The organism is Labilibaculum sp. (genome assembly GCF_041595635.1).
Lineage (GTDB): Bacteria > Bacteroidota > Bacteroidia > Bacteroidales > Marinifilaceae > Labilibaculum.
Genome location: NZ_JBFHJW010000007.1, coordinates 67,319 through 91,144 on the forward strand (window position 1 = coordinate 67,319; position 23,826 = coordinate 91,144).

Sequence of the window (23,826 nt, forward strand, 5' to 3'; positions counted from 1 at the left end):
CTTGCACGAGTAAATAGGCAAGGATAATAGTGAGAAAAAAAAGCATTGGCTAAGTATTATATGTTTACAAGCTATCTCAATATACGAATTTGATAATTTGCTTGCAATAGGCTGAGTTTAAATTGTAAACATTTTAAATTGAAAAGGCCATATTTTATGAAATATGGCCTTTCAGATAACTATTGTTAAAATGGTTACTTTATTAATTCAATAAGCAAAACGCCATTTTTAGCCTCTTCACCATATTTATCAGTAGCTTTTGTCCCTTTTAACGCATTCATGCTTTTAATGGTATTAGGATCAATTTTCTCAGCTTCCATCACAGGTGTTTTTTTTCCATCAACAATATAAAGCGGAGCATTTTTTGACGAGACAAGTTTTATTTGATCCGCTAATGTATTGTTCGATTTGCTAGTGATTAGGATGACTCCATTTTTTCCTTCATCGCCATACAATTCCCTTGCTGAAGTATCTTTAATTACACTTATAGATTTAATTTCTGATGCGATCTCATCCATTTGTTCACGAGTGATTTTTTTTCCATCTAAAAGAATTAGTGGTTGCTTACCAGAGTCTGGATTCGAAATGGAATTAAACAAAATCCCTTTTTGTTTAGGAGTTCCATAACCTACAACAACAGAATCGGCTTTTAGATTATTTGATTCTGATTTGCTTGTTATTAAAATTACACCATTAGCACCCCCCACAGCGCCATATAATGCTGTTGCCGAAACATCTTTTACAACATTTATTTTGGCAATTTCGTTTGGTGGAATTTGATCCATCTGTTCCTGAGTGATTTCTTTGCCATCAAGAATGATAAGAGGTTTCTCAGTAGTGTTTTTTTGCGCAATTTTACTAAAAGAAGGGACAGTACCGAAACCAGTTTGAACTGTATTTTGAGTCATGGGCTGACCTACTTTCACATTACTCATTGGCGTAATTGAATCCTGATGAAAAACTCTTATAATTAATTCAGGAGAATCAGACTTCCATTCTTGTTTAGCGTTTTTTCTAAGGAAATTTTCAAGTCGATTTTTATATTCTAGACTATTTAATTTATTCTTACTCTCAAGTATTTCTTTTTTTCTGTCTTGAATTTCTTCCTCAATGATTTGATTAAATTCAGGAGATTCAATTTTTTGAAGTTCTTGACTTAGTCCACGCTTTTGTTCTTCAATGCGACTTAAGAATTCATCTGAATTGAATTCTTTTCTTTTCTTGGCAATTTTTTCTTTAGCTTTTAAAAGTTGTTCTTTTAGCTCATTTTGAGTTTTATCAGAATTGGAATTCTTAAACTTTTCTTTAAGTTTAATATCAATTTCTTTTTCTCTTTGGATAAGGGTTTGCAGATATTTTTCAGGACTAGAATTGTTTAGAGCTTCTAAATTTTGTTGCACACCTTTTCTAAGTTCATCAATGCTGTATGATTTTAGAATATTCAATAAAGAATTATTGTTATTCTCAACTTGTTCTCTGATAATTTCCTCAGCCTTTGTTTTTACCCAATCTTCTGATTTCAATGAGTCTTTAGGCTGAACAAAAGTTTCATGTTCGCCTTTTTTAGGCGATTTATTTTCTTGATCGAGAAGGTTGATTTTTGAAAATGACTTTTGATAATTGGTGTTTCCTGAAATCGCAAAATTCGAAACCAAGAATAATCCGATAAACAGGAGCGTAAAAACTCCGCTAAGCATGAATCTCTCTCTTCTGGGATTGATTGTTACTTTTGGCCTGAGTATACGATTAATTCTACCTAGTACTTTCCCTTTTTTTCCAGAGAATCCTAAAACCATTTTGTACTGCTTTTTTCTGATAGCTTCCATATTATTTAATGCTTTAATGAGTGTTAAGGATTCACCACAAACCGTAACCGCAAGATCGTCACATATATGCTCTCTTTCGGCATTAACCACAGAAGATAGCCACCAAACAACAGGATGATAAAAAAATACGAGTTCAATAATTCCTTGAATGAATTGCAGCAAATAATCGTGTCGCCGAATATGTGCTAATTCATGTGCTATAATAATTTCCAATTGATTTTTTGGGATGCCACTGAGTATGCTAATTGGCAGAATAACAAAGGGTTTAAAATATCCAATTACAGATGGGATTTCGAGAAATCCAGATTCTTTAAAAATAATATTTTGCTTAAGCTGATATTTAGTTATAATTCGATCAGTAATCTCTTTATATTCAGACCTTAAGGGGAAGGTAAGGTGTGTTTTTAGCTTTTGTGTATTTATGTATTTTAAAATGAGGTTGATGGATAGAAAAAACATTCCGATTATCCAGATATTTACCAGGATAGGGAAGCTATTTTCAATTCGGCTACTTACTTGAATCCATAAATGAGAGAAAAATGATTCTTCGAATTGTTCGAAATCAGTTAATTGTATTTGCTGGCCTAAATCAACAAGAGCTTTATTGGTTTCTTTTGGTAGGTAATGGTAAAATGTAATCGTGAAAGCGATACAGATTATAACTAACCCAAGCCCTGACAATGCATAACGGATACGAGCATTATCTTTAGAAATAAATCTAAATATCAACCAAATAATTACACCAATAACAGTCACTTGCCATGTGGAATGAAAAAGTGTCCAGCCAATGGTTTTACTCCAGTCGTATAAATTTATATTATACATCAGATTCTGGGTTTTCAAGGTTATCAATTAGTTTTTTAATCTCATTAAGCTCTTTTGTCGAACATTTCTGATTGCCCAATGCCTGAAGAACCATACCGGAGGTTGAACCTCCAAAAAGAGTAGAAATAAATTTATCGATTAACTGATTTTTAGTCTCTTTTTCTTCTACAATAGCTTTATAAATGTGAGTTCTTGAATTCATATCACGTTCAAGCATCCCTTTTTCATTCATTATTTGCATTGTTTTTAGGGTGGTAGTGTAACCTACATTTCGTTCCGATTTTAATTTATCGTTTACAAATCGAACATTCGACGGACCATATGTCCATAGAACTTGTAGTATTTCTAATTCTGCTTCGGTGGGCTTTATCTTCTGTGACATTTTATTGTGGTGATTTCCGTTATACGATTGTTTTCGTAGGACAATGTACGAAACTTATCGTATAATAAAAATTATAATACGAAGTAATTCGTATTTCTAAATGTTTGGAAAGAAAAGAAGAAGTTAATAATGAATATAAATACTTAATCAAAATGCTCTAGCTCTTTACTTACCGCTTTTTTTTTCGTATTTTAAAGAGTGCCTTCAGCTGCTAAAATGTTGAGGGCAGAAGTAAGAATTGAAAAAAGTCATCCAATTGGAATAACCAATAAAAGGTTGGTATAACCTTTTGAAGACTTGATATTTTTTAACCCTTTTAAGCTAAAGATTATGCCTATTCGTAAATTAAAAGAGTATTTGGATGAGCGACGTATTAAATATGTAAGTATTCGGCATTCATCAGCCTATACTGCCCAGCAAATTGCTGCAACAGCTCATATTCCAGGTAAAATGCTCGCTAAAACGGTAATGATTAAAGTAGATGGAAGAATGTGTATGGCTGTATTGCCTGCATCTTATTTGATCGATTTTGATTTATTAAAACAAATGCTGGGATGCAAGAAAGTGGAACTGGCACATGAGCAAGATTTTAAAGATATATTTCCGCAATGTGAAGTGGGAGCAATGCCACCGTTTGGAAATTTATATGGTTTAGAGGTTTATGTGTCTGAAAGTTTAAATGAGGATGATGATATCGTGTTCAATGCAGGAACTCATACGGAGTTACTTATGCTATCGTATGAAGATTTCCACAATTTGGTTGAACCTATCACATTAAAGTTTACTCATAAAGCTTACGCTTAATTTAATTGAATGAGACAAATAGTGGATTATTTTCTATTCTTACTTCTTTTTTATTAGTCTTATTTTGTTTTTTAGCGTGACAAAGTCTCTGTTACTTTTTTGATGTGATTAATCGCAACAGATTGCGTTTGTTGTTTGTGTTTTTAACTTGATAAAGGCTTAGGCTGATCTTGTGAATTACAATTTGTGTTTACTAATAGTGAGGGGTTTCTATTGGTTTTATTTTTTGCACATGTGTATTTAGTCTTCCTGTTCAAGGAATAATTTTTTTTTGAAAGCGGCAATAAATCCAACTCCACCGATTAAAATCAGTTTCCAAAATTTAAGAATTTTAGCAAAAAAGCCGACTTTGGGTAGTGCGCTTCCAGCAATGAGTCCGCCAATACCATAGGCGGCTACTTTATCTATTTCTGGGTTAAATTCTTGATACTGGTTTCCTGGATTAAATTGGACTGATGAGATGATTTTACTGGCATCTTTCTGAAATTCAGGGAGTATATCAATGTCACCAATGGCATTTAAATTTAAATATCCTTTCCGACCTAAAATACGAATGCTATAGTTCAGAGTATTTGACTCATAATTCTCAAATTTTAATTCTTTTGCCCAATGTAGCTTTTTGTTTTCCATATCATAAAATGGAGATGAGGCCCAACCAATTAAATGTATTGCAGGATAACCGGCTTCCTTTCTGGATGGGTTTTCATTTTCGGTGTCTTTCATCATTTCCTCTAACAAATCACTATAATCAATATTTTTAGCCTCCTCGTCTTCAATGTAACCTTCCTCCGAATAGGTAATTTCAACAGCAAAGCTTAAATCTGCATCAAGAGGATTGGCTTTATTAGGGAATAACATGCCCAAAACTTCTTGCGGAGGATTGTCCCATAAATCGCTAAGTACATATTCACTTTGTTCAGAATCTAGAAATTTGTATCCTTCGGGAACAAGAATGTTTGCATTGGCACTTACAAGTTGAATGCTCCCGTTTTGGTAGGTAAATGAATTGTTAATGCTATCGATTATTTGCTTGTATTTATCTTGATTTGGATAAATACTATCGTATTGGGCTGAAAGAGTAAAATTGATAGAAAAAATAAGAAGTACGAGTAAAGTGTATTTCATAAACTTTTGGGGATTGAAAAATGGTTTGAATAGTTAGAAACATAAAAGTATGAAATTTAATTAATTTTGAGAGTGGATTCATTCTAATTAAAAGTTTGATGATGAGTTGTTATGTGAGTGTGAAGCTATATTTTACAAATGAAAAATGGCTTTGCCCTCAGGCAAAGCCATTTCCAGAAATTTGAACATTCACATGCTGTTATTTTGGAATTTAAATTTGTTGATTAGCTCAAAAATATGGCTATTGAAACACCAATAAAGGTTCCTATGATGTAACCTAATATCCCTACCAAAATGGCTGGAGTTACCAATTTTTTCTGTCCCATCGAAGCTGCCATGGGAGCAGCAACAGATGGTCCCATGATATTCGCTGCCGATGAAATAGCCACTTCGTAAGCATCTAGTTTAAAAAGTTTAGCCAGAGATAACATAAACAAAAAGTGGAAAAGCATGATGCATAGGTAAAAGGCAAGTACGGCAGGACCTATGGTAAATATTTGACCAATGTTGGTAGCTGCACCTATTACGGCCAAAAAGATATACATCATCCATAATCCGATCGAAAAGGCTGTTTCTTGCAAATATTTTAAACGTTTAGGAAATAAATTGGCTGTAATTACAGCCAAAACTGTAATTATTAGAATGCTAAGGTTCAGTTTTGTATGCAATAAATTTTGCAAGTAAGGGGAAGTAAGTTGGCCCAAACCGGCAACTAATGCTGCAATAAATATAGAAACAGCTATTCTTTCGAGAGTCATGGGATACTTTACCTTCTCACTTGAGGAAACAGCTTCTTCTTGATTTTCTTTTTTCGGTTTTACAAAGAAGCGAGATAAGAAGACTAGAGAAGGAGTCAGGAATAAAAATAAGGTAAACAGGTTAGCCAGAAAGTTATCAACTGCAATGGTTGCAGTAAAAAGGGGGTTGGTACTAAAATTTAAGATCTCGGCTGCAGCAATAAAATTTACACTTCCTCCAATAAGGGTGGCAGCAATAACTCCTGCGGTATCTGCCGAATCAGGTCCTAAATCGATAAGCCAAAAAGCAATGAAACAGCCTATTACAATTCCTGTAGCTCCTATGATATAGGCTAGTAGTAATTTGCCACTTTCTTGTACAATTTTAAAAATATTAGAACTGAACAGTAACATTGGGATGGATATCGGTATGAAATAGGTGAATACCATGTCATAAACGTCCACTTTGATACTTGGATCAGAGGCTACCGGCACAATTCCTGTCATGGCAAGTATCGACATGAATATCATGGTAACTAAAATTCCAGATAGTTTTCCAAACCATTTTTTATGCTCGGAGTAAAGACCAAAAGCCGCAGCTCCTGTTATCACAAAAAACAAGACTAAATTGTTTTCGGGAGAGATGAATGATTGCATGATTATTTTTTTAATTAAAAAGCGAATGTACCCTTAGCAAAGGGTACAGAAACTAGTTGAAATAGAATTTTAAGTTTTTGATAAGGACAAAAAAAGCTCAAAACCATTTGGTATTTGAGCTTAGAATCTATTTATTTTTCTTACTTGATTTTTTCTTTTTCGATTTTTTCTTTTTGGGATTTTCCATGAATTCTTCAGCTTCCTCCATTAGTTCCTTTAAACTTTTAGAGTAGTCTTCCGAAAAATCGATAGTGGCTGAATAATCTCCTTGAGAAATATCCATTACCTGAATTTTGGTGCCAGTAAATTCTTCTATTTCTTCTAATAAGTTTTTTTCTTCCTTAGGACTGCAGAACGAAATGGCCAATCCTTTTTGAATGCCACGTCCGGTTCTACCAACTCGGTGAACGTAATTTTCGGCGACATCTGGCATATCGTAATTTACCACATAATCAACATTGGGAATGTCAATACCACGTGCACTTACATCTGTTGCGATTAAAACCTTGATTTTTCCAGTTTTAAAAGCATTTAAGGCAAGTAAACGATCATCTTGTTCGCGATCGCCGTGAATGGTTTGTGTTTCTATTCCAACGCGCATCATTGCTTTGTGTACTCGTTCCGCTCTTACTTTTGTTCGTACGAAAACAAGTATTTTGCTTTCCTGATGTTCTTTAACCATGCGTTCTAAAAAGAAACGCTTATCGTCCATTTGAACAAAAGCAACTCCATGTTCAACATTTTTTGAAACAGGATCTTTAGGCGAAATTTGGATTCGAATGGCACTTCGAACCAGAGAATAGGCTAGTTTTTTAATTTTTGGAGTGATGGTCGCTGAGAAAAACAGGGTTTGACGGTTTTTAGGAAGATAACGAATTAAATCCTGTATGTCTTTAATAAAACCTAGATCCAACATGTGGTCGGCTTCATCTAAAACTAAGGTTTCAACTTTATCAAGCACAATAAATCCCTGACTGGTTAAATCGAACATTCTGCCTGGAGTGGTAATTAATATATCGATTCCATCTTGCAGACTTGCTATCTGTGGAGCTTGTTCAACGCCACCAAATACGCAAAAGCTTTTTACTTTGGTATGTTTTGCTATCTGTTGAAAAACTTCGGTAATTTGAATGGCTAATTCGCGGGTTGGTACCATAACCACACATTTGATTCCATTACTGCTCTTGCTTTTTTTTGTTTTGTGTAGCTTATCTACAATTGGAATGGCAAATGCAGCTGTTTTTCCTGTACCGGTTTGGGCAATGGCAAGTACATCTTCTCCACGCACAATAGGAGGAATGGCTTTAAATTGAATATCGGTTGGTCGGTTAAAACCTAAGCCTTCTAAATTTCTTTTGATATCGGGAGAAAAACTATATTGACTAAATTTCATTTTTTGTGTTCAGATTTTTTACTTCGCAAAGATACAAGGAAAAGTTGAGTTTGTACCGATTCAGATTGTCTTGTTGCACTACCTCGGGAATTTACCTACTCTATTTACTTTCTATATTTTATTTCCATTCGGTAGTTGTAGTAGCCGTATGAGCCCATAAGAATTGTACCTATAAAAGTAAGACCATTGGAAAGGATGCCATAGCTAATTCCAGCTGTAGTGCTTAGGTTGTAAACAATAAACAATTGTAAGATTAAAAAATGTGTGGTTCCAATACCTCCCGGACTTGGAAGCGCCCAACCAATGCCACCAATAAAAAGAGTTACAACGGCAAATCCTATTGTAAAAGTTGATGTTTCGGGCAAACAAAGCATATAAATGTAATTCAAAAGTACTAGCATGCTCCAAATCAGCAGAGTAAGTAGAATAAACAAAAATCTTTGTTTTAGGAGTATACCTTGTTTAAGCGATTCAAGCATACTTTGTATAAATTCAATCACTTTTTTTATGGGTTTGCTTTCTGATTTTTTTAGTCGCTTTATTCCAAAGAAATAAAGAAGAATCAGAAGCACGAGAGCAAATCCTGCCAGGTATGTGTAGTTGTGGCCTAGCTCACTAATTCCACGCATTGTTGAATCGATAATGAGTTCTAGTTTTTCGAATTCAATCCAAAATATTGCAAGAATTCCAATAAGAAGGATCAGCAAATCGTAAGCTCGTTCGGCCATTACGCTTCCTATCGATACAGATACTGGAATATCGGTGCTTTTTTGCAATGAGGTGCAACGAATGATTTCTCCCAATTTAGGTGTGAAACTGTTTACAAAGTAACCCAATAGAACAGAAGTTAATACCTTGGAACCTTTTGGATCTTGGCCTGCTTCCTGCAGAAGTAATTTCCAACGTAAGGCTCTCAAATAGAAGATAACAAAAAGACAAATAAAGCTGAGTAGAATGTAAAAGTAATTGACATTTTCAAGACTTTTCCAAACTGGTCCCAATGGGTTTTTTCGTAATGCTAGATAAAGGAAGAAAGCTCCAATAAGCAATCCGATGGAATTCCTTAGTATATTTTTCAATTGGCTTGACATGACCTGAAGTTATGATTGTTATCTTTTTGTACAGAAATACAAAAGTAGAAAGACTTTTAGAATATTTTGTTTGAAGCTGGAATTTTATATAAGAATAAGATGTTTAGCTGTTTTTGCATTCTAAGTTACGGGTTGCTATTTGTATCTAGAGCAATTTGTTGCATGCTAGAGTTTATTCTTCGAATGGCTTCTTTTATATTATCTTCAGGTTTTATAAAATTCTGATGTCCCCAAAAGGAATCGTCGTAGCTAAGTTTTTCGCTAGAGAGAATAGTGTTTGGAGTTATGGTTTCCCGATGCTTAAATCGTTTAACATTTACAGTATCTACATCGGTGGTGGCCATCTCGAAAGAGGTGGAGAAATTTTGCGAAAAGAAGTCTCTTTTACTTTTTACTTTGAATTTTAACTTGCCTAGGGAATGATTTATGTAATATTTTTCTCCTATTTTTTTATAGTTTACAGTGTATTGAATTTGCGTAGGCCTGACTTTTATTTTAGAATTCGATTTGCTAATAAACTGATTGCTTATTTCGCGCAAGCGGCTTGGTTGGTAAGCAAATTCAGCTCGAATAATAGCTAAGCTTCGGGTTTCAATTATCAATCGACCCTCGAGAAGTGGTCTTGATTGTTTCGACTTAGCTTTAAATTCGATAAGATAGACTGCTTTGTTATTGTAAGTACTGATGTCCGTTAGTTGGTAGTGGTATAAATCCATGAGTTCTGGATTTAAGAATTCGGGTTGATTTTGCACAATGTCTAGGAGCAAACATCCCTGAATTCCGCCTTTTAAGCGGAACGAAATGGTATCTAAACGCGAAACATCATATATTTTACGACTCTTGAATATTTTCACCCGATCGTTTACGTTATGTTCGGAATAGGGATTTTTATAGATCTCTAAAACTGATTCCAAATAAATCATGTACTTGTTGTTTTTTAGCACCGATTCGCGGTAAAATGAGGTGAGTTGAGCTGGTTTTTGAGGGTAATTACTAGCAATTTTATTGATAGCTGCTTTTAGAATGTGTTTGGGATTGTTGTTCCTAATGATTACTTCCTGTAGGGATATAAAATCCTCCTTCATTTTAATTTCCATCTGGTTTTTTACAATCTCAGAAACGGGAATTTCATAATTTTTAAATCCAACATAAGACACAACAAGTGTATCTTTTTGGTTTGCAGAGGAAAGAGAAAGTGAAAATTCTCCATCCTGATTGCTAATAGTTCCAATGTGTTTGCCCCGAAGGCCTATACTTGCGTAGGGTAGGGCTGTTTTAGCCGACTGATTGGTGATTTTTCCACTAATGGTTCGGTACGAAATGTGTGGAATGATGCTATTGTTCTGCACCTTATTCGATTTGTAATCAGAAGGAACAATAATAATGTGCTTGTTTAGGAGTTGAAATGCAAGGCTACTATCCTGAATAATGTTTCGCAACAACTCTTCAAATTGGATATTATCTTCCTTCAGGCTAATTTTTTCCCGATCGGCAAATAAATTGGAGTTGTAAGTAAAATAGCAATGATTTTGTGCCGCTATAGAATCCAGAGCATCGGCGATAGTCAGCTCGTGAATATTAATTGAAATTTTTTTCTGTAAAAGATTTTCCTGTGCAAAAAGAGAAAAAGGAGTCAAGCAAATTAAAAGCTGGACAAGAGCAAAAGAAATGATTCTTTGCATCAGTTGTATATCTGCTTTTCTATTTTTCATTTTATTGCTTGTTTATTCTACTTTTTTTTCGATGATAATACGGTGGCCATTAATTTGGTATCTGAGTTTGTGAGGACGACAAAGGTTCTCTAAAACTTCTTCGATTGGTGTTTGGTTGAAGGAGGTGGTGATGGGTAAATTTTGAATGCTTGTGTCGCTAAATTCAATTTGTACCTGATAGGTTCTGTCAATAACTTTGGCAACCTGCTCTAAACTCATGGCTTTAAAAACCATTAATTTAGTTTTCCAGGACAGATAGTTTTCATCATTTTGAGTTCTTTTTTCAAGTAAGTTTTCACGAAGAATTGCAAAATCGCCTTTTTCAAGAATCAGGCTCCTGTTGGGTTCTTTTGCATTGGAAAATTGAACTTTCCCTGTTTCTACCAAAACTTCAATCTGTTTATGTAAGGCATTAACATTGAATGAGGTACCAAGTACTTTGATTTCTGCATTTCCTACCGATATAATAAAAGGTTTTTCTGGATTTTTGGCAATTTCGAAATAGGCTTCGCCAATTAATTGCACACGTCTTTCTTTTCCTGAAAAGGATTTTTCATAAATTAATTTTGATTCTCCATGCAAACTTACAAGGGAAGCATCGGGCAATGTAATGGTGGTACTACTTTCGTTGATTTCTGAAGAAATACTTTGGTAAGGAACTAGCCGATCGGTGTAAATGCGATAAGATGCAAATCCCAAGCCAATGGTAATAAGTAACATTGCGGCGATTTGAAGTATTTTTTTAGCATTTTGTCGTGCGAAAAATGGAAATTTTGTGGCTTTTTCTGGCTGATTTTTCAATTTTGATTTTACTTCCAACCATGCTTTATCAACATCAAATTGTTGGTGAATTTTGTTGAGTTCATGAATGCAATTTAAATCTTTGTTGACGGCAGTCACAATTTTGGCGTACTCAGCATTGATAGCAATCAATTTTTCAAAAGCCAATTTGTCTTCTGTATTCATTTCTCCATTTAAGTAGTTCGAAATGAGATCCCAGTTTATATGATGTGATTCTTTTTCTTTCATGATATTTATAGCACTATAGTTCCAAGGTAATCTTTTAAACTTTTTCGAAAGGATTTTAATGCCTTTCCCATATTGGATTCAACGGTTTTTACCGAGATGGATAATTGATCAGCAATTTCTTTATATTTAAGCCCTTCAAATCGATTCATTTTAAATATTTTACTGCAACGATCGGGTAAATTTGCGAGTGTTTTTTGTACGATGCTGTAAATTTCATTTTCTTCGAGGGTAGATGTAAGTTGTGAATGATCGGTATTCCTTTGTTTCAGGTAATTTTCGTATTGAGTTTTTACTTTCTTTTTTCGCAACACCTGCAAACTGTTATAATATGTTGCTTTGTATAGATATGCTTTTATTGAACTATGAATGCTGATATCTTTTCTGTTTTCCCATAAATGACAGAACAAATCCTGAACAATTTCTTCCGATTGATTCGTGTTTCTTACGAATCGAAAAGCATAACGACAAAGCAAAGGGTAATATTTCCTGAACAAGTTTTCGAATTCTTGTAGATCTCCCTTTCGTATGTTTTTTAGTATGCTGTTTTTATCTTTCAACATTTGTTTGTTTTGTGCTTCCATCAAAAAAGGTTCTTAGCTCTTCTAAGATAGGATTTTTCAATCAGTAGGGAAAGATCAGTACAACTTATTCCTTTTTAACTTCCTCTAACAATGAATTGTTTCAACTTTAATTTTTTTCTACAATTAATCATTTATTAAGAGGAAAGAGAACCATTCCCTGAGGGATAGATTTGAAAGGGAACGGTTCTTATTTGCAATGTAAATATGAATAATTATTATCTTGCTTTTCTACTTAATTTTCGAATGGCCGATTCAATGGATTGATCGGGTTCAATTGTGTTGTATTCTCCCCAGAAATTTACATCGGCAAATTTGTTTACTTCTTCTGACATTATCTGACTCGATTTAAACTTAACTGCTCCCTTAAAGCGAACTATATTTTCTTCATTTCGGTCGGTGATTGCAATTTCTGTCATGGCCAAATAGTTGGTGTTAAATAGTTTGCGTTTCCAGTTGCATTTGAAGTTAATTTCGCCTCGGGCATAGTTAAAATACCACTTTCCATCTTTTTCGATGTAGTTTACCAAATAATCGGCCGATGTAGGAGTTACTTTCACACCTGCTGGTTTGCGCTTGATAAACATTCTACTGGCCTCTGCCGCATCTTTTAGATTCAGGCTAAATTTGGCACTTGCCAAAGCTAAATTGGTCGATTCGATGTATAAAAGTCCATAGTAAAGAGGAAGATCAACGTTTTCTTTTTGCTTAAATTCAATTACATAATGAACTTTATTATTGATTTTAGTGATTGATTTAATGGCAAAATCATAGATGGTAATTAAGTCTTCAGAGAATAGGTTGTAAGGATTTTTCATCACATCTAAAAGGAGCGATGTGTTTGGACCACCTTGTAATTTAAAAAGAAGCGTATCCATTTTCTTTACATCCTGACTTTTACGCCCCTTAAAAATCTGCACCTGGTCGTCGCGCATTTGCTTATAACTTGCTTTGTGAACATTCACAATAGCTTCGGAAATGGCAACATACGAGCGGTTTTTCTTTATGGTTTCCCGATAAAATCCCTTCATCATATTGGGTTCTAAAGAGTAGTTTTGTTGGGTTTTTGCCAATACACTTTTTACTAAAAATAAGGCATCCTGTGGATAAATATTAATTTGGCTCAACGGAATGGAAACGGGTTCCAGTTGAAAAATATTTTTATTCTTTTTTAGTGAGCTGATGGGAATTTCAAGGTTTTTATATCCGATATATGAAATTTCGATGTTGCGAACGGGTAAATCTTTGGCAATTTTCAGAAGAAATTCGCCATCGCTATTCGAAACGGTAGCAACATTTATTCCTTGTACTGTTACTGTTGCAAACATCAGTGGTTCATTGGTTTTTGCATCTTTAATTTCTCCCTTGTACACCTTGTAATTTAAGGTGTCGATGGCTTGCTGAACCTTTTTGCTTTCATTTTTCTTAGAATATAAGTTTCCTTCCGAAGCCATTGTATTGCTAATGGAGAAAATTAAAAAAGCGGAAAGAAGCATTGCGAAATAAAATCTAATTTTTGTTTTCATGGCGATGTATTTTATTTGATACTACTTTTGTCTGTTGAAGAAAATCGATCGTGCCTTTTCTTGTTTCTACTAGTATGATGCTTTTCTTGCAAAATACCCTATCTTTTTTTTGTTATTTTTTACTTTCCGATCTCTTTTTTAGACGCTTTAGATATCTTATATTTAACTGGGAACAAATAAATACTTCTATTTCATTGTAGTAGTTGTATTTTATAGTCTGCCTAAGTGTTTCAATTTAAAACAAATAGCCAATTTTATGAAAGTAGATTATAGTAAAGAGGATTTAATTTTAAAAGTTTATCCTACGGTAGGAGGATGTTTCGAGGAAGGCTGGACGGTTCTAAAGAAACATTTTTTAGTGCTTTTGCTTGCAATTATTTTTATGGGCTTTGTGCAAATACCTATGGGTTTAAATAAAATAGATTGGAACAATATCGATTTTTTTGGGTTTCAGTTATTTTCTCTCAAAATTTTAGCTTTCTTCTACTATTTGTTGGTTGTAATACCTTTTAAATATGGTATAGATTGGCTATTTCTTAGAGCCTCTCGAAATACAGAGCCTCAGATGGAAGAAATTCTGAAAGGATTTAAAAGGTTAGTTCCCGTTGTTTTAAGTCAGATATTGGTGTTTTTTATTGTGGGTTTTGGATTTGTACTTCTGGTTCTTCCGGGTATTTATTTGATCTGTAAAATGATATTTGTTCCCTTTTTAGTTCTAGATAAAAAGGTAGATGCTATACAAGCTGTAAAGCTTAGTTTCTACATGAGTAAGGGGTATTTCTGGACTATTTTTGGAATGGCTATTCTTTCCTTTTTCATCTTTATATTAGGCCTTATTTGTCTAATAGTAGGTGTGGTCATTTCCATTGTTTGGATTCGTGCCGCATTTGCCGTTCTGTATAAAGCGGTAGATGAATTGCATTTTAAGGAGGCTTGCGAATTGGCAGGTATCTCTTTTGAAAGTATTAAAAACTAAATCTGAAGATCATAAGAAAGGGAGACCCTAATGGATCTCCCTTTTTGTATGGTGATTTTTTCTTTTATTTGATTAAATGTTTTGATAAATCGAGCATGCGAACAATAGGTGCTTTTGCATTTTCCATTACATCATCTGGTAATATGATTTCAGGTTTTTCGTTTTTAAGGGCTAAATACAATTTCTCCATGGTATTTAGTTTCATGTATGCACAATCGTTGCACGAACAGCTTTCGTCTGCTGGCACAATCAAAAATTCTTTTTCTGGAGAATCTTTTTGCATTTGGTGAAGAATACCTGTTTCGGTGGCTACAATAATTTTTTCCGAACTGCTATTTTTGCAGTATTCAAGCATAGCAGTTGTTGAACCCACAAAATCGGCCAATAAAAGCACTGGATGTGCACATTCCGGATGAGCAATTAATTTGGCATCGGGGTTTTCAATTTTCAATTTCATGATTCGCTCCGAAGAAAGAATGTCATGAACTTCACAGGTTCCATCCCAAAGAACCATTTGTCGACCTGTAACTTCGTTGATGTAGCGTCCTAGGTTTTTATCGGGAGCAAAGATGATTTTCTGATCCTTAGGAAAAGATTCTACAATTTGTACAGCGTTACCCGAAGTACAGATTACATCCGATAAGGTTTTTATTTCAGCAGTACAATTGATGTAAGAAATTACGATATGATCGGGGTGAAGAGCTTTAAATTTACGAAAATCATCCGCTGGGCATGATTCGGCAAGTGAACAACCAGCTTCTAAATCAGGAAGAAGTACTTTTCGGGTCGGATTTAATATTTTAGCTGTTTCTGCCATAAAATGAACTCCTGCAAACAAAATGATGTCTGCATCAACTTCTGAAGCTCTTTGTGCAAGAGCCAAGCTATCTCCTTTAAAATCAGCTATTTCTTGGATGTCAGAAGTTTGATAGTAGTGGGCAAGAATGACTGCATTCTTTTCTTTTGCTAATTGAAGAACCTTATCTCTCATCACGTACATGTTTTTTGTATTCTCTTGTTTGGTTAAATATACCGGTGCAAATATCTTTAAATTATCGCTAAAATCAAACCAATAGTCTACGTTTAGCTGTTTTGCTTACTTATTTAGAGTCTAATGATGGACTTGTGAAAACTAGATTCCTATAAATAAATTCTGTCTAGAAGATTTTATAAAAAAAAAGGAATGAAAAATGCCGTTTCGATAATTCAAAACGGCATTTATTAGTCCTTATACTTAGCTTCTACGATTAGTTGTACAAGTCTTTAGCGAAGCTTCCTTCTGTCTTATTACCTAATAATAATTCTTCTATTGTCGAGGCAATATCAGTAAAAGAAGTTCGGATGCCAATGTTAACGTTTTGCTTGATATTTTTGCCATATACCATTAAGGGAATGTACTCGCGAGTGTGATCAGTTCCTTTGTAAGTTGGATCGCATCCGTGATCGGCAGTCAAGATCAAAATTTCATCCTCCTTTAGGTTTTCCTGAATTTGAGGCAAATAGTGATCGAATTCTTCCAAAGCGGCTTTGTATCCTTCTGGATTTCGTCTATGACCATATTGCATATCGAAATCCACCAAGTTGGTAAAAATCAAGCCTTTTGTATCTTCTTTTAGAGCTGCGATGGTTTTGTGAATTCCATCCAGGTTATCGGCATTGGTTCCGCGGGAATTGGTAATGCCCTGTCCAGCAAAAATATCCTTAGTTTTACCAATGCCAATAACATCCAGGCCACTGGTACTTAGGCGATCGAGAACAGTAGGAGCTGGTGGTGTAACCGAGTAGTCGTGACGACGACTGGTTCGTGTAAATTTTCCTTTTCCACTTCCCAAATAGGGACGTGCAATAACTCGAGCTACTGGCTCAAGTTCAGTACATATTTCTAAGGCTATTTTGCAAGCTCGGTATAGTTCTTCAATGGGAATAATTTCTTCGTGAGCAGCTATCTGAAAGACAGGATCGGCAGAAGTGTAAACGATCCAGTTGCCTGTTTTCATTTGATCTTCTCCATATTCATCTAAAATAACCGTACCCGAAGAGGGTTTGTTCGCCATTACCTTTCGTCCGGTTCTTTCCTCAAACAAACGAATGGTTTCTTCCGAGAATCCGTTTGCATAGGTTGGAAAAGCTCGCTCTAATTTAACTCCAGCAATTTCCCAATGTCCTGTAGTGGTATCTTTTCCTTTGGAAGCTTCGGCAGCTTTTCCATAAGCTCCATAAGTATTGTTGCAAGGTTCGACACCTTTTATATCGGTTAGGTTGCCTAAACCTAATTTTTGCATGTTTGGTAAATTTATTCCATTGCAATGTTTTGCAATGTTTCCAAATGTATTGGAGCCTACATCTCCAAATTCTTCAGCATCGGGTAAATAACCAACGCCTGCGCTATCCAAAACTACAATTGTAGCCCGTTCAATTTTAGGAATCATAAATGTGTGTTTAAAAGTGTATAAAAATATACAGATGAAGGGTTGTTTAGGTAGTGATGCAAATGTAAATAAAAAAGTCTAGAAAAATGAAATCAAGGAAGACTCAAAATATCGACTTTGCATTTTTTCGTGCGAAAATTGCTCTTGCTCGTAAATTATTTTTGCTGTGTGGATGAAAAAAATCCCCGAACATTTGTTTGTTCGGGGATGAGATATTCGTTTTACAAGTAGTTTACTTGTACATGTTCTCGCGTTGTTCTTTGATTTTTTCACTGGAAATGTAATCATCGTAATCTATTAATTTGTCGATGGTTCCATTGGGTGTTAATTCAATTACACGAGTGGCAATAGTTTGAATAAATTCGTGGTCATGAGAGGACATCATTACAGTACCACCAAAATTAATAAGTGAATTGTTAAAGGATTGAATGGATTCCAAATCCAAGTGATTGGTTGGTGTATCTAAAACCAAAAGATTTGCATTTTTCAACATCATTCTTGAAACCATGCAACGAACTTTTTCACCTCCCGAAAGAACATTTGCTTTCTTGTAAATATCTTCTCCCGAGAATAGCATTTTCCCAAGATATCCACGAAGGTAAACTTCACTAGTGTCGCTGGAGTATTGTGCTAACCAATCGATTAAGGTGATGGGTTCTTCGAAGAATTCAGTATTGTCAAGAGGCAAATAGGCTGGAGTAATGGTAACTCCCCATTCGTAATTTCCACTGTCTGCCTTTTGAATTCCATTGATAATATCGAAAAGTGCTGACATGGCACGTGGATCTTTGGAAAGGAAGACTACTTTTTCTCCTTTTTCGATGGTAAATTCAACGTCTTTAAATAAAACTTCACCATCGATGCTTTTGCTTAAGCCCGAGCAAGAGAATATTTTATCTCCAGCTTCGCGTTCCTGCTGAAAAATAATTCCAGGGTAACGACGCGTAGAGGCTTCTATATCGGCAATATTCAGTTTATCAATCATTTTCTTTCTGGAAGTTGTTTGCTTCGATTTGGCAACATTGGCGCTGAATCGGGCAATAAATTCCTGAAGTTCTTTCTTCTTTTCTTCGGCTTTCTTGTTTTGATTTGCCTGCTGGCGCGCAGCTAACTGGCTTGATTCGTACCAGAAAGTGTAGTTTCCTGAGAACATTTTCACTTTTCCATAATCGATATCCACAATATCGGTACAAACTGAATCTAAAAAGTGACGGTCATGCGATACTACAATTACTGTATTTTCGAAATTGGCCAAATAATTTTCCAACCACATTACTGTTTCAAGGTCAAGATCATTGGTTGGCTCATCAAGAAGTAGGTTGTCTGGGTTTCCAAAAAGAGCTTGTGCTAATAATACACGAACTTTCTCCTTACCACTCAATTCACTCATCAGTTTGTAATGAAATGCTTCTTTAATGCCTAAGCCGCTCAAAAGTTCAGCCGCACCACTTTCAGCATTCCAACCATCCATTTCGGCAAATTGTTCTTCCAACTCTGAGGCTTTAATACCATCAGCTTCCGAAAAATCAGGCTTTGCGTAAATTTCATTTTTTTCCTGCAATATGGCCCACAACTCTGCGTGACCCATAATTACGGTATCTAAAACTGTAAACTCATCAAATTCAAAGTGATCCTGTTTTAAAACGGCCATTCTTTCACCAGGTTCCATCATAACCGATCCGGTTGTTGAGTCTAACTCACCAGAAATGATTTTTATTAGTGTGGATTTTCCCGCACCATTGGCACCGATAACTCCGTAGCAGTTTCCGGGTGTGAATTTTATATTAACATCCTGAAAGAGAGGTTTTTTGCCAAATTGAATAGATAAATTTGAAACTGAAATCATATAACTACTTCCTTTAATTATTTAGGCGGCAAAATTAATGATTTTTATTTACATCTGCTTGGAATGAACGGTTAAGTTTTTGGAAAATTAAGAATAGGGCGGATCTTTCGGAAAATTTTGGTTTTAATTTGAATTTTATTCTAAGAAAGAGCGGAGGAAGATTAATTTTTGTTTTCGGTGGCTGGAATGCTGAACTGGAAGGTGCTTCTAGTATCGGAATTACTCTCTAAATGAATTTCTACTTTGTTTTGCTCCATAAATTGTTTGCAAAGCATCATGTCCAAACCATTTCCTTTTTCGTCTTTGCTTTCTACAGGTGATTTCGATTGATCGATTTTGAATGGATGTGCAATTTGCTCTTTCGACATACCAATGCGACTCTGCCATAGCAAACCTTTGTTTCTTTCTTTAATAGAAATAGGATTCTTAAATCGATTAAGAATCCTATTTTTATTATTAGGTGAGTGAGTTCCTTTATTGTAAGATATTCTGAATTTGTTCTAATTCGGAATGCTCGAAGTGCAGGTTTGCAAGACTGTCAATATTTTGATTCAGTTGATTCACCGAACTTGCACCCACCAATACCGAAGTTATGCGTTCATCTTTCAGCAGCCAGGCAATGGCCATTTGAGCCAGACTTTGTCCGCGTTTTTCAGCGATTGCATTCAGAGCAACTACCTTTTCGATTACTTCAGGGGTAATCTGATCTTTTTGCAAGAAACCATTCGGATTGGCTGCTCTTGAACCTTCCGGAATGCCTTTGATGTATTTGTTGGTTAGCAATCCCTGCGAAAGAGGCGAGAAGGCAATGGACCCAATTCCATCTTCCTCCAGAACATCGAGTAGGCCATTTTCAACCCAACGATCGAACATGGAGTATTTGGGCTGATGAATGAGGCAAGGTGTTCCCAGTTCGCGCAATATTCGGGAGGCTTCGCGTGTTTGATCGGCACTGTAACTCGAAATGCCAACGTACAAGGCTTTTCCCTGACGCACAACCTGATCCAAAGCCATCATGGTTTCCTCCAGTGGCGTATCTGGGTCAGGACGATGAGAATAGAAGATGTCGACATAATCGAGACCCATTCGTTTCAGACTCTGATCCAAACTGGCAATGAGATATTTTCGGGAACCCCATTCGCCGTAAGGTCCGGGCCACATTCCATATCCTGCCTTGGTCGAGATGATCAACTCATCGCGATATGGTTTCAGATTTTCCTTTAAAATCTTGCCAAAATTCTCTTCTGCCGAACCAGCTGGTGGTCCATAATTATTGGCCAAATCGAAATGGGTAATGCCACGATCGAATGCTTGAAAAATAATTTGTTTGAATTCTTCGTAAATATCTACATGTCCGAAATTGTGCCACAAACCTAAGGAAATTGCAGGTAGGAGTAGTCCACTTCGTCCACAGCGGCGATAAGTCATCTCATCGTATCTATTTTCTGATGCTTTGTACATTGTTTATCTTTTTTTAAGTAGAAAAAAGTTGAGATTTTTTTCGATGCTTTTTAAAAGCAAATCGGGAAGCTAAAGGTAGTAAGCAAAAAACAAAAAACCACAGATTTTTCTGTGGTTTTGAGTAAAAAAATGTACGATTGTATTACTGTCTTTTTTTCAATGAGAAAAAGAATTCTATTCCCTTGTTTTTTGGTTTTTTTACAAATATTCGGCCTTTATGGTGGCTTACTGCATTTTTCACAATGGATAAACCTAAGCCTGTGCCACCCATTTTTCTCGAACGACCGTTATCAGCTCGATAGAATCGTTCAAAAATACGAGGAAAATGTACTTCTTGAATGCCAACTCCGTTATCGGTAAACGAAAAGTAGTGATAGTTGCTGTCTTCGAAATAATGTTTAATCTCAATTTTACAGCCTTCTCCGGCATATTTTATCGAATTATCAATTAGATTTCTAAATATGGAATCTAATAATTCGGTATTTCCTTTAATTTTTAAATCGTTCGGAAAGTGGATTCCAATCTCCATTTTTGTTTCGATTAATTTCAGTTCAAAATCAATCAACATTTCATTTAGCATTTGGTTTAAATCCACATCTTCATATGTGAAAAATTCATTGCTATCCTCAATTTTTGTAATGAGTGAAATGTCCTGAATTAAATTCGATATACGATTTATTTGTGTACAGGAGCGTTCAATAAATTCCGATTTTTTTTCTTCATCCATGTCTGGGTTGTCCTTAATGGTTTCTAAAAATCCGGAAACAGCTGTGATTGGTGTTTTAAGTTCGTGGGCAATATTTAGAGTCATTTCCTGTTTGATAATTTTTTCATTCTCGGCTTTCGTGATGTCATTCACAGATATTTCGAAGTTTTTATCTAAGAAAATAACTACCTGAAACAGGAAAACTTTGTGCCCAATGGTAATTGTTTTTTTGCTGCTAATGATATCGATATTTGGAATGTAGTTACCGACTAGCTCTTTGCTATTTTCGTTTATAAATTCGGTAATTTCCTTTAGTTCGGGAAGTTTAAATAGTTCCTGATAATTGTGACTCGAAATATGAGCTAAATAGTTGATGTAATCGATAAAATGGCTGTTCCAAAGAATTAGATTTTTCTTTTTGTCGAAAATAGCTACTCCTTCTTGAGCAATTTGAAGGTGCATGATCAACTTTTCTTTTTCCTGACTAAGCGCCTCTTTTGTTTTGCTTAGTTTGCGATAAATTTTTACAATTTGATCGCTAATTTCACCCAATTCTGTTTTCCCAAAATTTTCATCGGGATCAATTTCTCTGTTTTGAGCTGCATTAATGGCGAATTTTCGCAATTTAGCTATGGAGTTTCCAAAGTGTTCTGTTGCATAAATCAGAAAAATGACGGTGATAGCAAATAAGGCTAATAAAAAGTAAAAGAATAAGCTATTTGCTTTTAAAAAATCTACTACACTTTCGTTGATAGGCAAAGCTGTCCGCACAAAATAATTGTAGTAGTTTTTTGTGTAGTAGTAATACGATTCGCCTGTGGAATCGGAGAAACGAATGTTGCTTCCTTTTTTTGAATGCAGAGCCTTTTGAATCTCAGGCCGCTGTAAGTGATTGTCTAATTTTTCAATGTCGGGAACGGAGGAATCATATTCAACTTTTCCTTTGGCCAAAATTACAGAAATACGAATGCTTTTATCGGGAATCAATAGGCGAAGAGAATCAATTTCAGAAAAATCGAGTGATTCTATAATTTTTTTGCTGTCAATCAGTTTGTGAATTTGCTCAGTGTAAATGTCTAAGGCATATTCTAGCTTTTCCCGTTGATATATTTTTTCCTGGTTATATTGAAATCCCCCGATAAGGAGGGAGAAGATCAGTACAATAACAAAAAAGAAGAAGAAGAGTCTTTTCTTGTATTTGGAACCGGATTTTAGAATGGATTTTTGCATGAAGTATCGATTAAAAGCTTTAATTAGAGTTTGGTTCAAAATAGTAACCGTAACCCGATTTTGTTTTAATTAATAAATGGTATTCACCTATTTTTTTTCTAATTCGTCTAACATTTACATCAACAGTTCTGTCGCCAATAGAATTGTCGTTTTCCCAGATTTTATGTATAATTTCTTCTCGGGAATAAATGCGCCCCTTTTGGCTAATGAGCAAGTGAAGTATTTCGTATTCGGTTTTTGTAAGCCCAATATCTATGTTGTTGATGGTTACTTTTTTCGAGGTAGAAATCATTTTCATCTTTTCAAATTCAAAGTTGATTTCATTTTGGGATTCTAAAAAAACACGTTTGAAGATAACATGAATTCTTGCGATGATTTCTTTTACTGAAAAAGGTTTTGCAACGTAATCGTCTGCTCCGGCAATAAATGCACTAAGCCTATCTGCTTCGCTGGTTTGTGCTGTAATAAAAATAATTGGTTTTTTTTCAAAATCAGGATTTCCGCGTATAATTTTTGCCAATTCGAGTCCTGATATTTCTCCCATCATAATATCAAGCAGAAAAAAATCATAGGTGTGAAGGTCTAGTTTAAGAGCTTTTTCGGCAGAGTAGGCTACATCCACTTCATATCCTTCCTGTTTGAGGTTTAATTGGAGGATTTCGCATAAATCCTCTTCATCATCAACGACTAATATTTTTAAATTTTTCATGCTTTGGAATCTTTCCCAGGTTTTTGCTGACTATTGATTCAGTTTTAGTAAAAAATCAACATTAGAGGATTGTTTATTACTTCTCCTCAGGTAAATCCTTATGTCTCAAATCAATTCCTTGCTGATAGTAAATAGATGCTTCTGCAATATTGGTGGCATTGTCGGCTATTCGTTCAATATTACCTAAAATACTGCTGAAATTTATCAGATTGAAAATTTCGGTGGGTTCGCTGCCTTTGGGTGAGTTTTTACGCACCATTCTCTTAACGATTTTCGATTGCATTTCATCAACAATCTCATCGGTTTTAAGGGTCCAAATGGCGTATTCTCGGTCACCATCCTCAAAGGAAATCAATGCTTTTCTCACCATTTTTTCACTAAGCGAAAGCATATTTAAAACCGAGTCTTTATGATTATCTGGAATGGTAGGAGGATCCATTTTATGGAAAAAACGCATCACGTTATTTAGCTGGTCTCCTATTCGCTCTACGTGTCCGATCATTCGAAAATACGATACCAAAAGGCGTAAGTCACTAGCCATAGGTTGTTGCAAACCTATGGTTTGGATAATGTTGTCGCTCATTTTAAGTTCGTATAGATCGATCTTTTCTTCGTTTCGATTAAAAGTTTCTACCAGTTTTTTATCGACATCGGCCAAACCATTGTTGGTCACTTCATCCAGAATTTCAAATTGTTCGAAAAGTAGTGATTGCATTTTTGCAAAATCATTGTCAAGCTTTTCAAATTTTTTATCTTTTTTGATGGACATTATATGTGAGTTTGT

The 23,826-nt window shown here is 35.1% G+C and carries 20 protein-coding genes; 2 read left to right on the forward strand and 18 right to left on the reverse strand.

Translation table 11 applies throughout. The features are described from left to right. Positions 1-194: 194 nt before the first annotated feature. Together ABYT26_RS03750 and ABYT26_RS03755 are read right to left on the reverse strand one after the other, a co-directional pair. The gene (locus tag ABYT26_RS03750) at positions 195-2,651 is read right to left on the reverse strand and encodes a M56 family metallopeptidase (protein WP_372751559.1); all 2,457 of its coding nucleotides are present in this window, start codon (positions 2,649-2,651) and stop codon (positions 195-197) included. Continuing rightward, positions 2,644-3,033: a BlaI/MecI/CopY family transcriptional regulator gene (locus ABYT26_RS03755; protein ID WP_372751560.1), complete on the reverse strand. Its 390-nt coding sequence runs from the start codon at positions 3,031-3,033 to the stop codon at positions 2,644-2,646. Before ABYT26_RS03755 ends, ABYT26_RS03750 begins: the two co-directional genes overlap by 8 nt. 330 nt (positions 3,034-3,363) lie before the next feature. Between ABYT26_RS03755 and ABYT26_RS03760 the strand changes: the two genes are divergently transcribed. Further along, positions 3,364-3,837, forward strand: a complete 474-nt coding sequence (locus ABYT26_RS03760) for an aminoacyl-tRNA deacylase (RefSeq protein ID WP_372751561.1) — start codon at positions 3,364-3,366, stop codon at positions 3,835-3,837. 240 nt (positions 3,838-4,077) lie between these two features. Here ABYT26_RS03760 and ABYT26_RS03765 read toward each other — a convergent pair whose 3' ends face one another. From ABYT26_RS03765 to ABYT26_RS03800, 8 genes are all read right to left on the reverse strand, one after another. Then, positions 4,078-4,962, reverse strand: a complete 885-nt coding sequence (locus ABYT26_RS03765; protein ID WP_372751562.1) for a DUF2167 domain-containing protein — start codon at positions 4,960-4,962, stop codon at positions 4,078-4,080. 224 nt (positions 4,963-5,186) lie between these two features. Beyond that, entirely contained in the window at positions 5,187-6,356 is a 1,170-nt protein-coding gene (locus ABYT26_RS03770; protein WP_372751563.1) for a DUF819 domain-containing protein, read from the reverse strand. A 127-nt stretch (positions 6,357-6,483) separates the two neighbouring features. Then, positions 6,484-7,749, reverse strand: coding sequence for a DEAD/DEAH box helicase (locus ABYT26_RS03775; protein WP_372751564.1), 1,266 nt, complete (start codon positions 7,747-7,749; stop codon positions 6,484-6,486). A gap of 104 nt (positions 7,750-7,853) precedes the next feature. Beyond that, entirely contained in the window at positions 7,854-8,840 is a 987-nt protein-coding gene (locus ABYT26_RS03780; protein ID WP_372751565.1) for a lysylphosphatidylglycerol synthase transmembrane domain-containing protein, read from the reverse strand. Positions 8,841-8,965: 125 nt separating this feature from the next. Further along, positions 8,966-10,552 (reverse strand): carboxypeptidase-like regulatory domain-containing protein, encoded by a 1,587-nt coding sequence (locus ABYT26_RS03785; RefSeq protein WP_372751566.1) that lies wholly within the window; start codon positions 10,550-10,552, stop codon positions 8,966-8,968. A 12-nt stretch (positions 10,553-10,564) separates the two neighbouring features. After that, positions 10,565-11,581 (reverse strand): FecR family protein, encoded by a 1,017-nt coding sequence (locus tag ABYT26_RS03790; protein WP_372751567.1) that lies wholly within the window; start codon positions 11,579-11,581, stop codon positions 10,565-10,567. Positions 11,582-11,586: 5 nt separating this feature from the next. After that, the gene (locus ABYT26_RS03795; protein WP_372751568.1) at positions 11,587-12,162 is read right to left on the reverse strand and encodes an RNA polymerase sigma-70 factor; all 576 of its coding nucleotides are present in this window, start codon (positions 12,160-12,162) and stop codon (positions 11,587-11,589) included. A gap of 215 nt (positions 12,163-12,377) precedes the next feature. After that, the gene (locus ABYT26_RS03800; protein WP_372751569.1) at positions 12,378-13,685 is read right to left on the reverse strand and encodes a carboxypeptidase-like regulatory domain-containing protein; all 1,308 of its coding nucleotides are present in this window, start codon (positions 13,683-13,685) and stop codon (positions 12,378-12,380) included. 256 nt (positions 13,686-13,941) lie between these two features. Between ABYT26_RS03800 and ABYT26_RS03805 the strand changes: the two genes are divergently transcribed. Further along, entirely contained in the window at positions 13,942-14,661 is a 720-nt protein-coding gene (locus ABYT26_RS03805; protein WP_372751570.1) for a hypothetical protein, read from the forward strand. Between the two features lie 64 nt (positions 14,662-14,725). On the opposite strand, the gene nadA is transcribed toward ABYT26_RS03805, so the two are convergent. The 8 genes from nadA to phoU all read right to left on the reverse strand — a co-directional run bounded on the left by nadA (position 14,726) and on the right by phoU (position 23,811). After that, positions 14,726-15,706 (reverse strand): quinolinate synthase NadA, encoded by a 981-nt coding sequence (gene nadA / locus ABYT26_RS03810; protein ID WP_372751584.1) that lies wholly within the window; start codon positions 15,704-15,706, stop codon positions 14,726-14,728. Positions 15,707-15,908: 202 nt separating this feature from the next. Further along, on the reverse strand, positions 15,909-17,090 hold the full coding sequence (locus ABYT26_RS03815; protein ID WP_372751571.1) for a phosphopentomutase: 1,182 nt from the start codon (positions 17,088-17,090) through the stop codon (positions 15,909-15,911). Between the two features lie 232 nt (positions 17,091-17,322). Next, complete coding sequence (locus ABYT26_RS03820) at positions 17,323-18,936, reverse strand: ABC-F family ATP-binding cassette domain-containing protein (RefSeq protein WP_372751572.1); 1,614 nt, start codon at positions 18,934-18,936, stop codon at positions 17,323-17,325. 161 nt (positions 18,937-19,097) lie between these two features. Then, positions 19,098-19,304 carry a hypothetical protein gene (locus ABYT26_RS03825; protein ID WP_372751573.1) on the reverse strand — a complete coding sequence of 69 codons (207 nt, stop codon included), beginning with the start codon at positions 19,302-19,304 and terminating at the stop codon, positions 19,098-19,100. A gap of 106 nt (positions 19,305-19,410) precedes the next feature. Beyond that, positions 19,411-20,397, reverse strand: a complete 987-nt coding sequence (gene mgrA / locus ABYT26_RS03830; protein ID WP_372751574.1) for an L-glyceraldehyde 3-phosphate reductase — start codon at positions 20,395-20,397, stop codon at positions 19,411-19,413. Between the two features lie 142 nt (positions 20,398-20,539). Next, positions 20,540-22,333: a sensor histidine kinase gene (locus ABYT26_RS03835; RefSeq protein WP_372751575.1), complete on the reverse strand. Its 1,794-nt coding sequence runs from the start codon at positions 22,331-22,333 to the stop codon at positions 20,540-20,542. A gap of 19 nt (positions 22,334-22,352) precedes the next feature. Beyond that, positions 22,353-23,042 carry a response regulator transcription factor gene (locus ABYT26_RS03840; protein ID WP_372751576.1) on the reverse strand — a complete coding sequence of 230 codons (690 nt, stop codon included), beginning with the start codon at positions 23,040-23,042 and terminating at the stop codon, positions 22,353-22,355. Between the two features lie 76 nt (positions 23,043-23,118). Beyond that, positions 23,119-23,811 carry a phosphate signaling complex protein PhoU gene (phoU, locus tag ABYT26_RS03845; RefSeq protein WP_372751577.1) on the reverse strand — a complete coding sequence of 231 codons (693 nt, stop codon included), beginning with the start codon at positions 23,809-23,811 and terminating at the stop codon, positions 23,119-23,121. Positions 23,812-23,826: the final 15 nt, after the last annotated feature.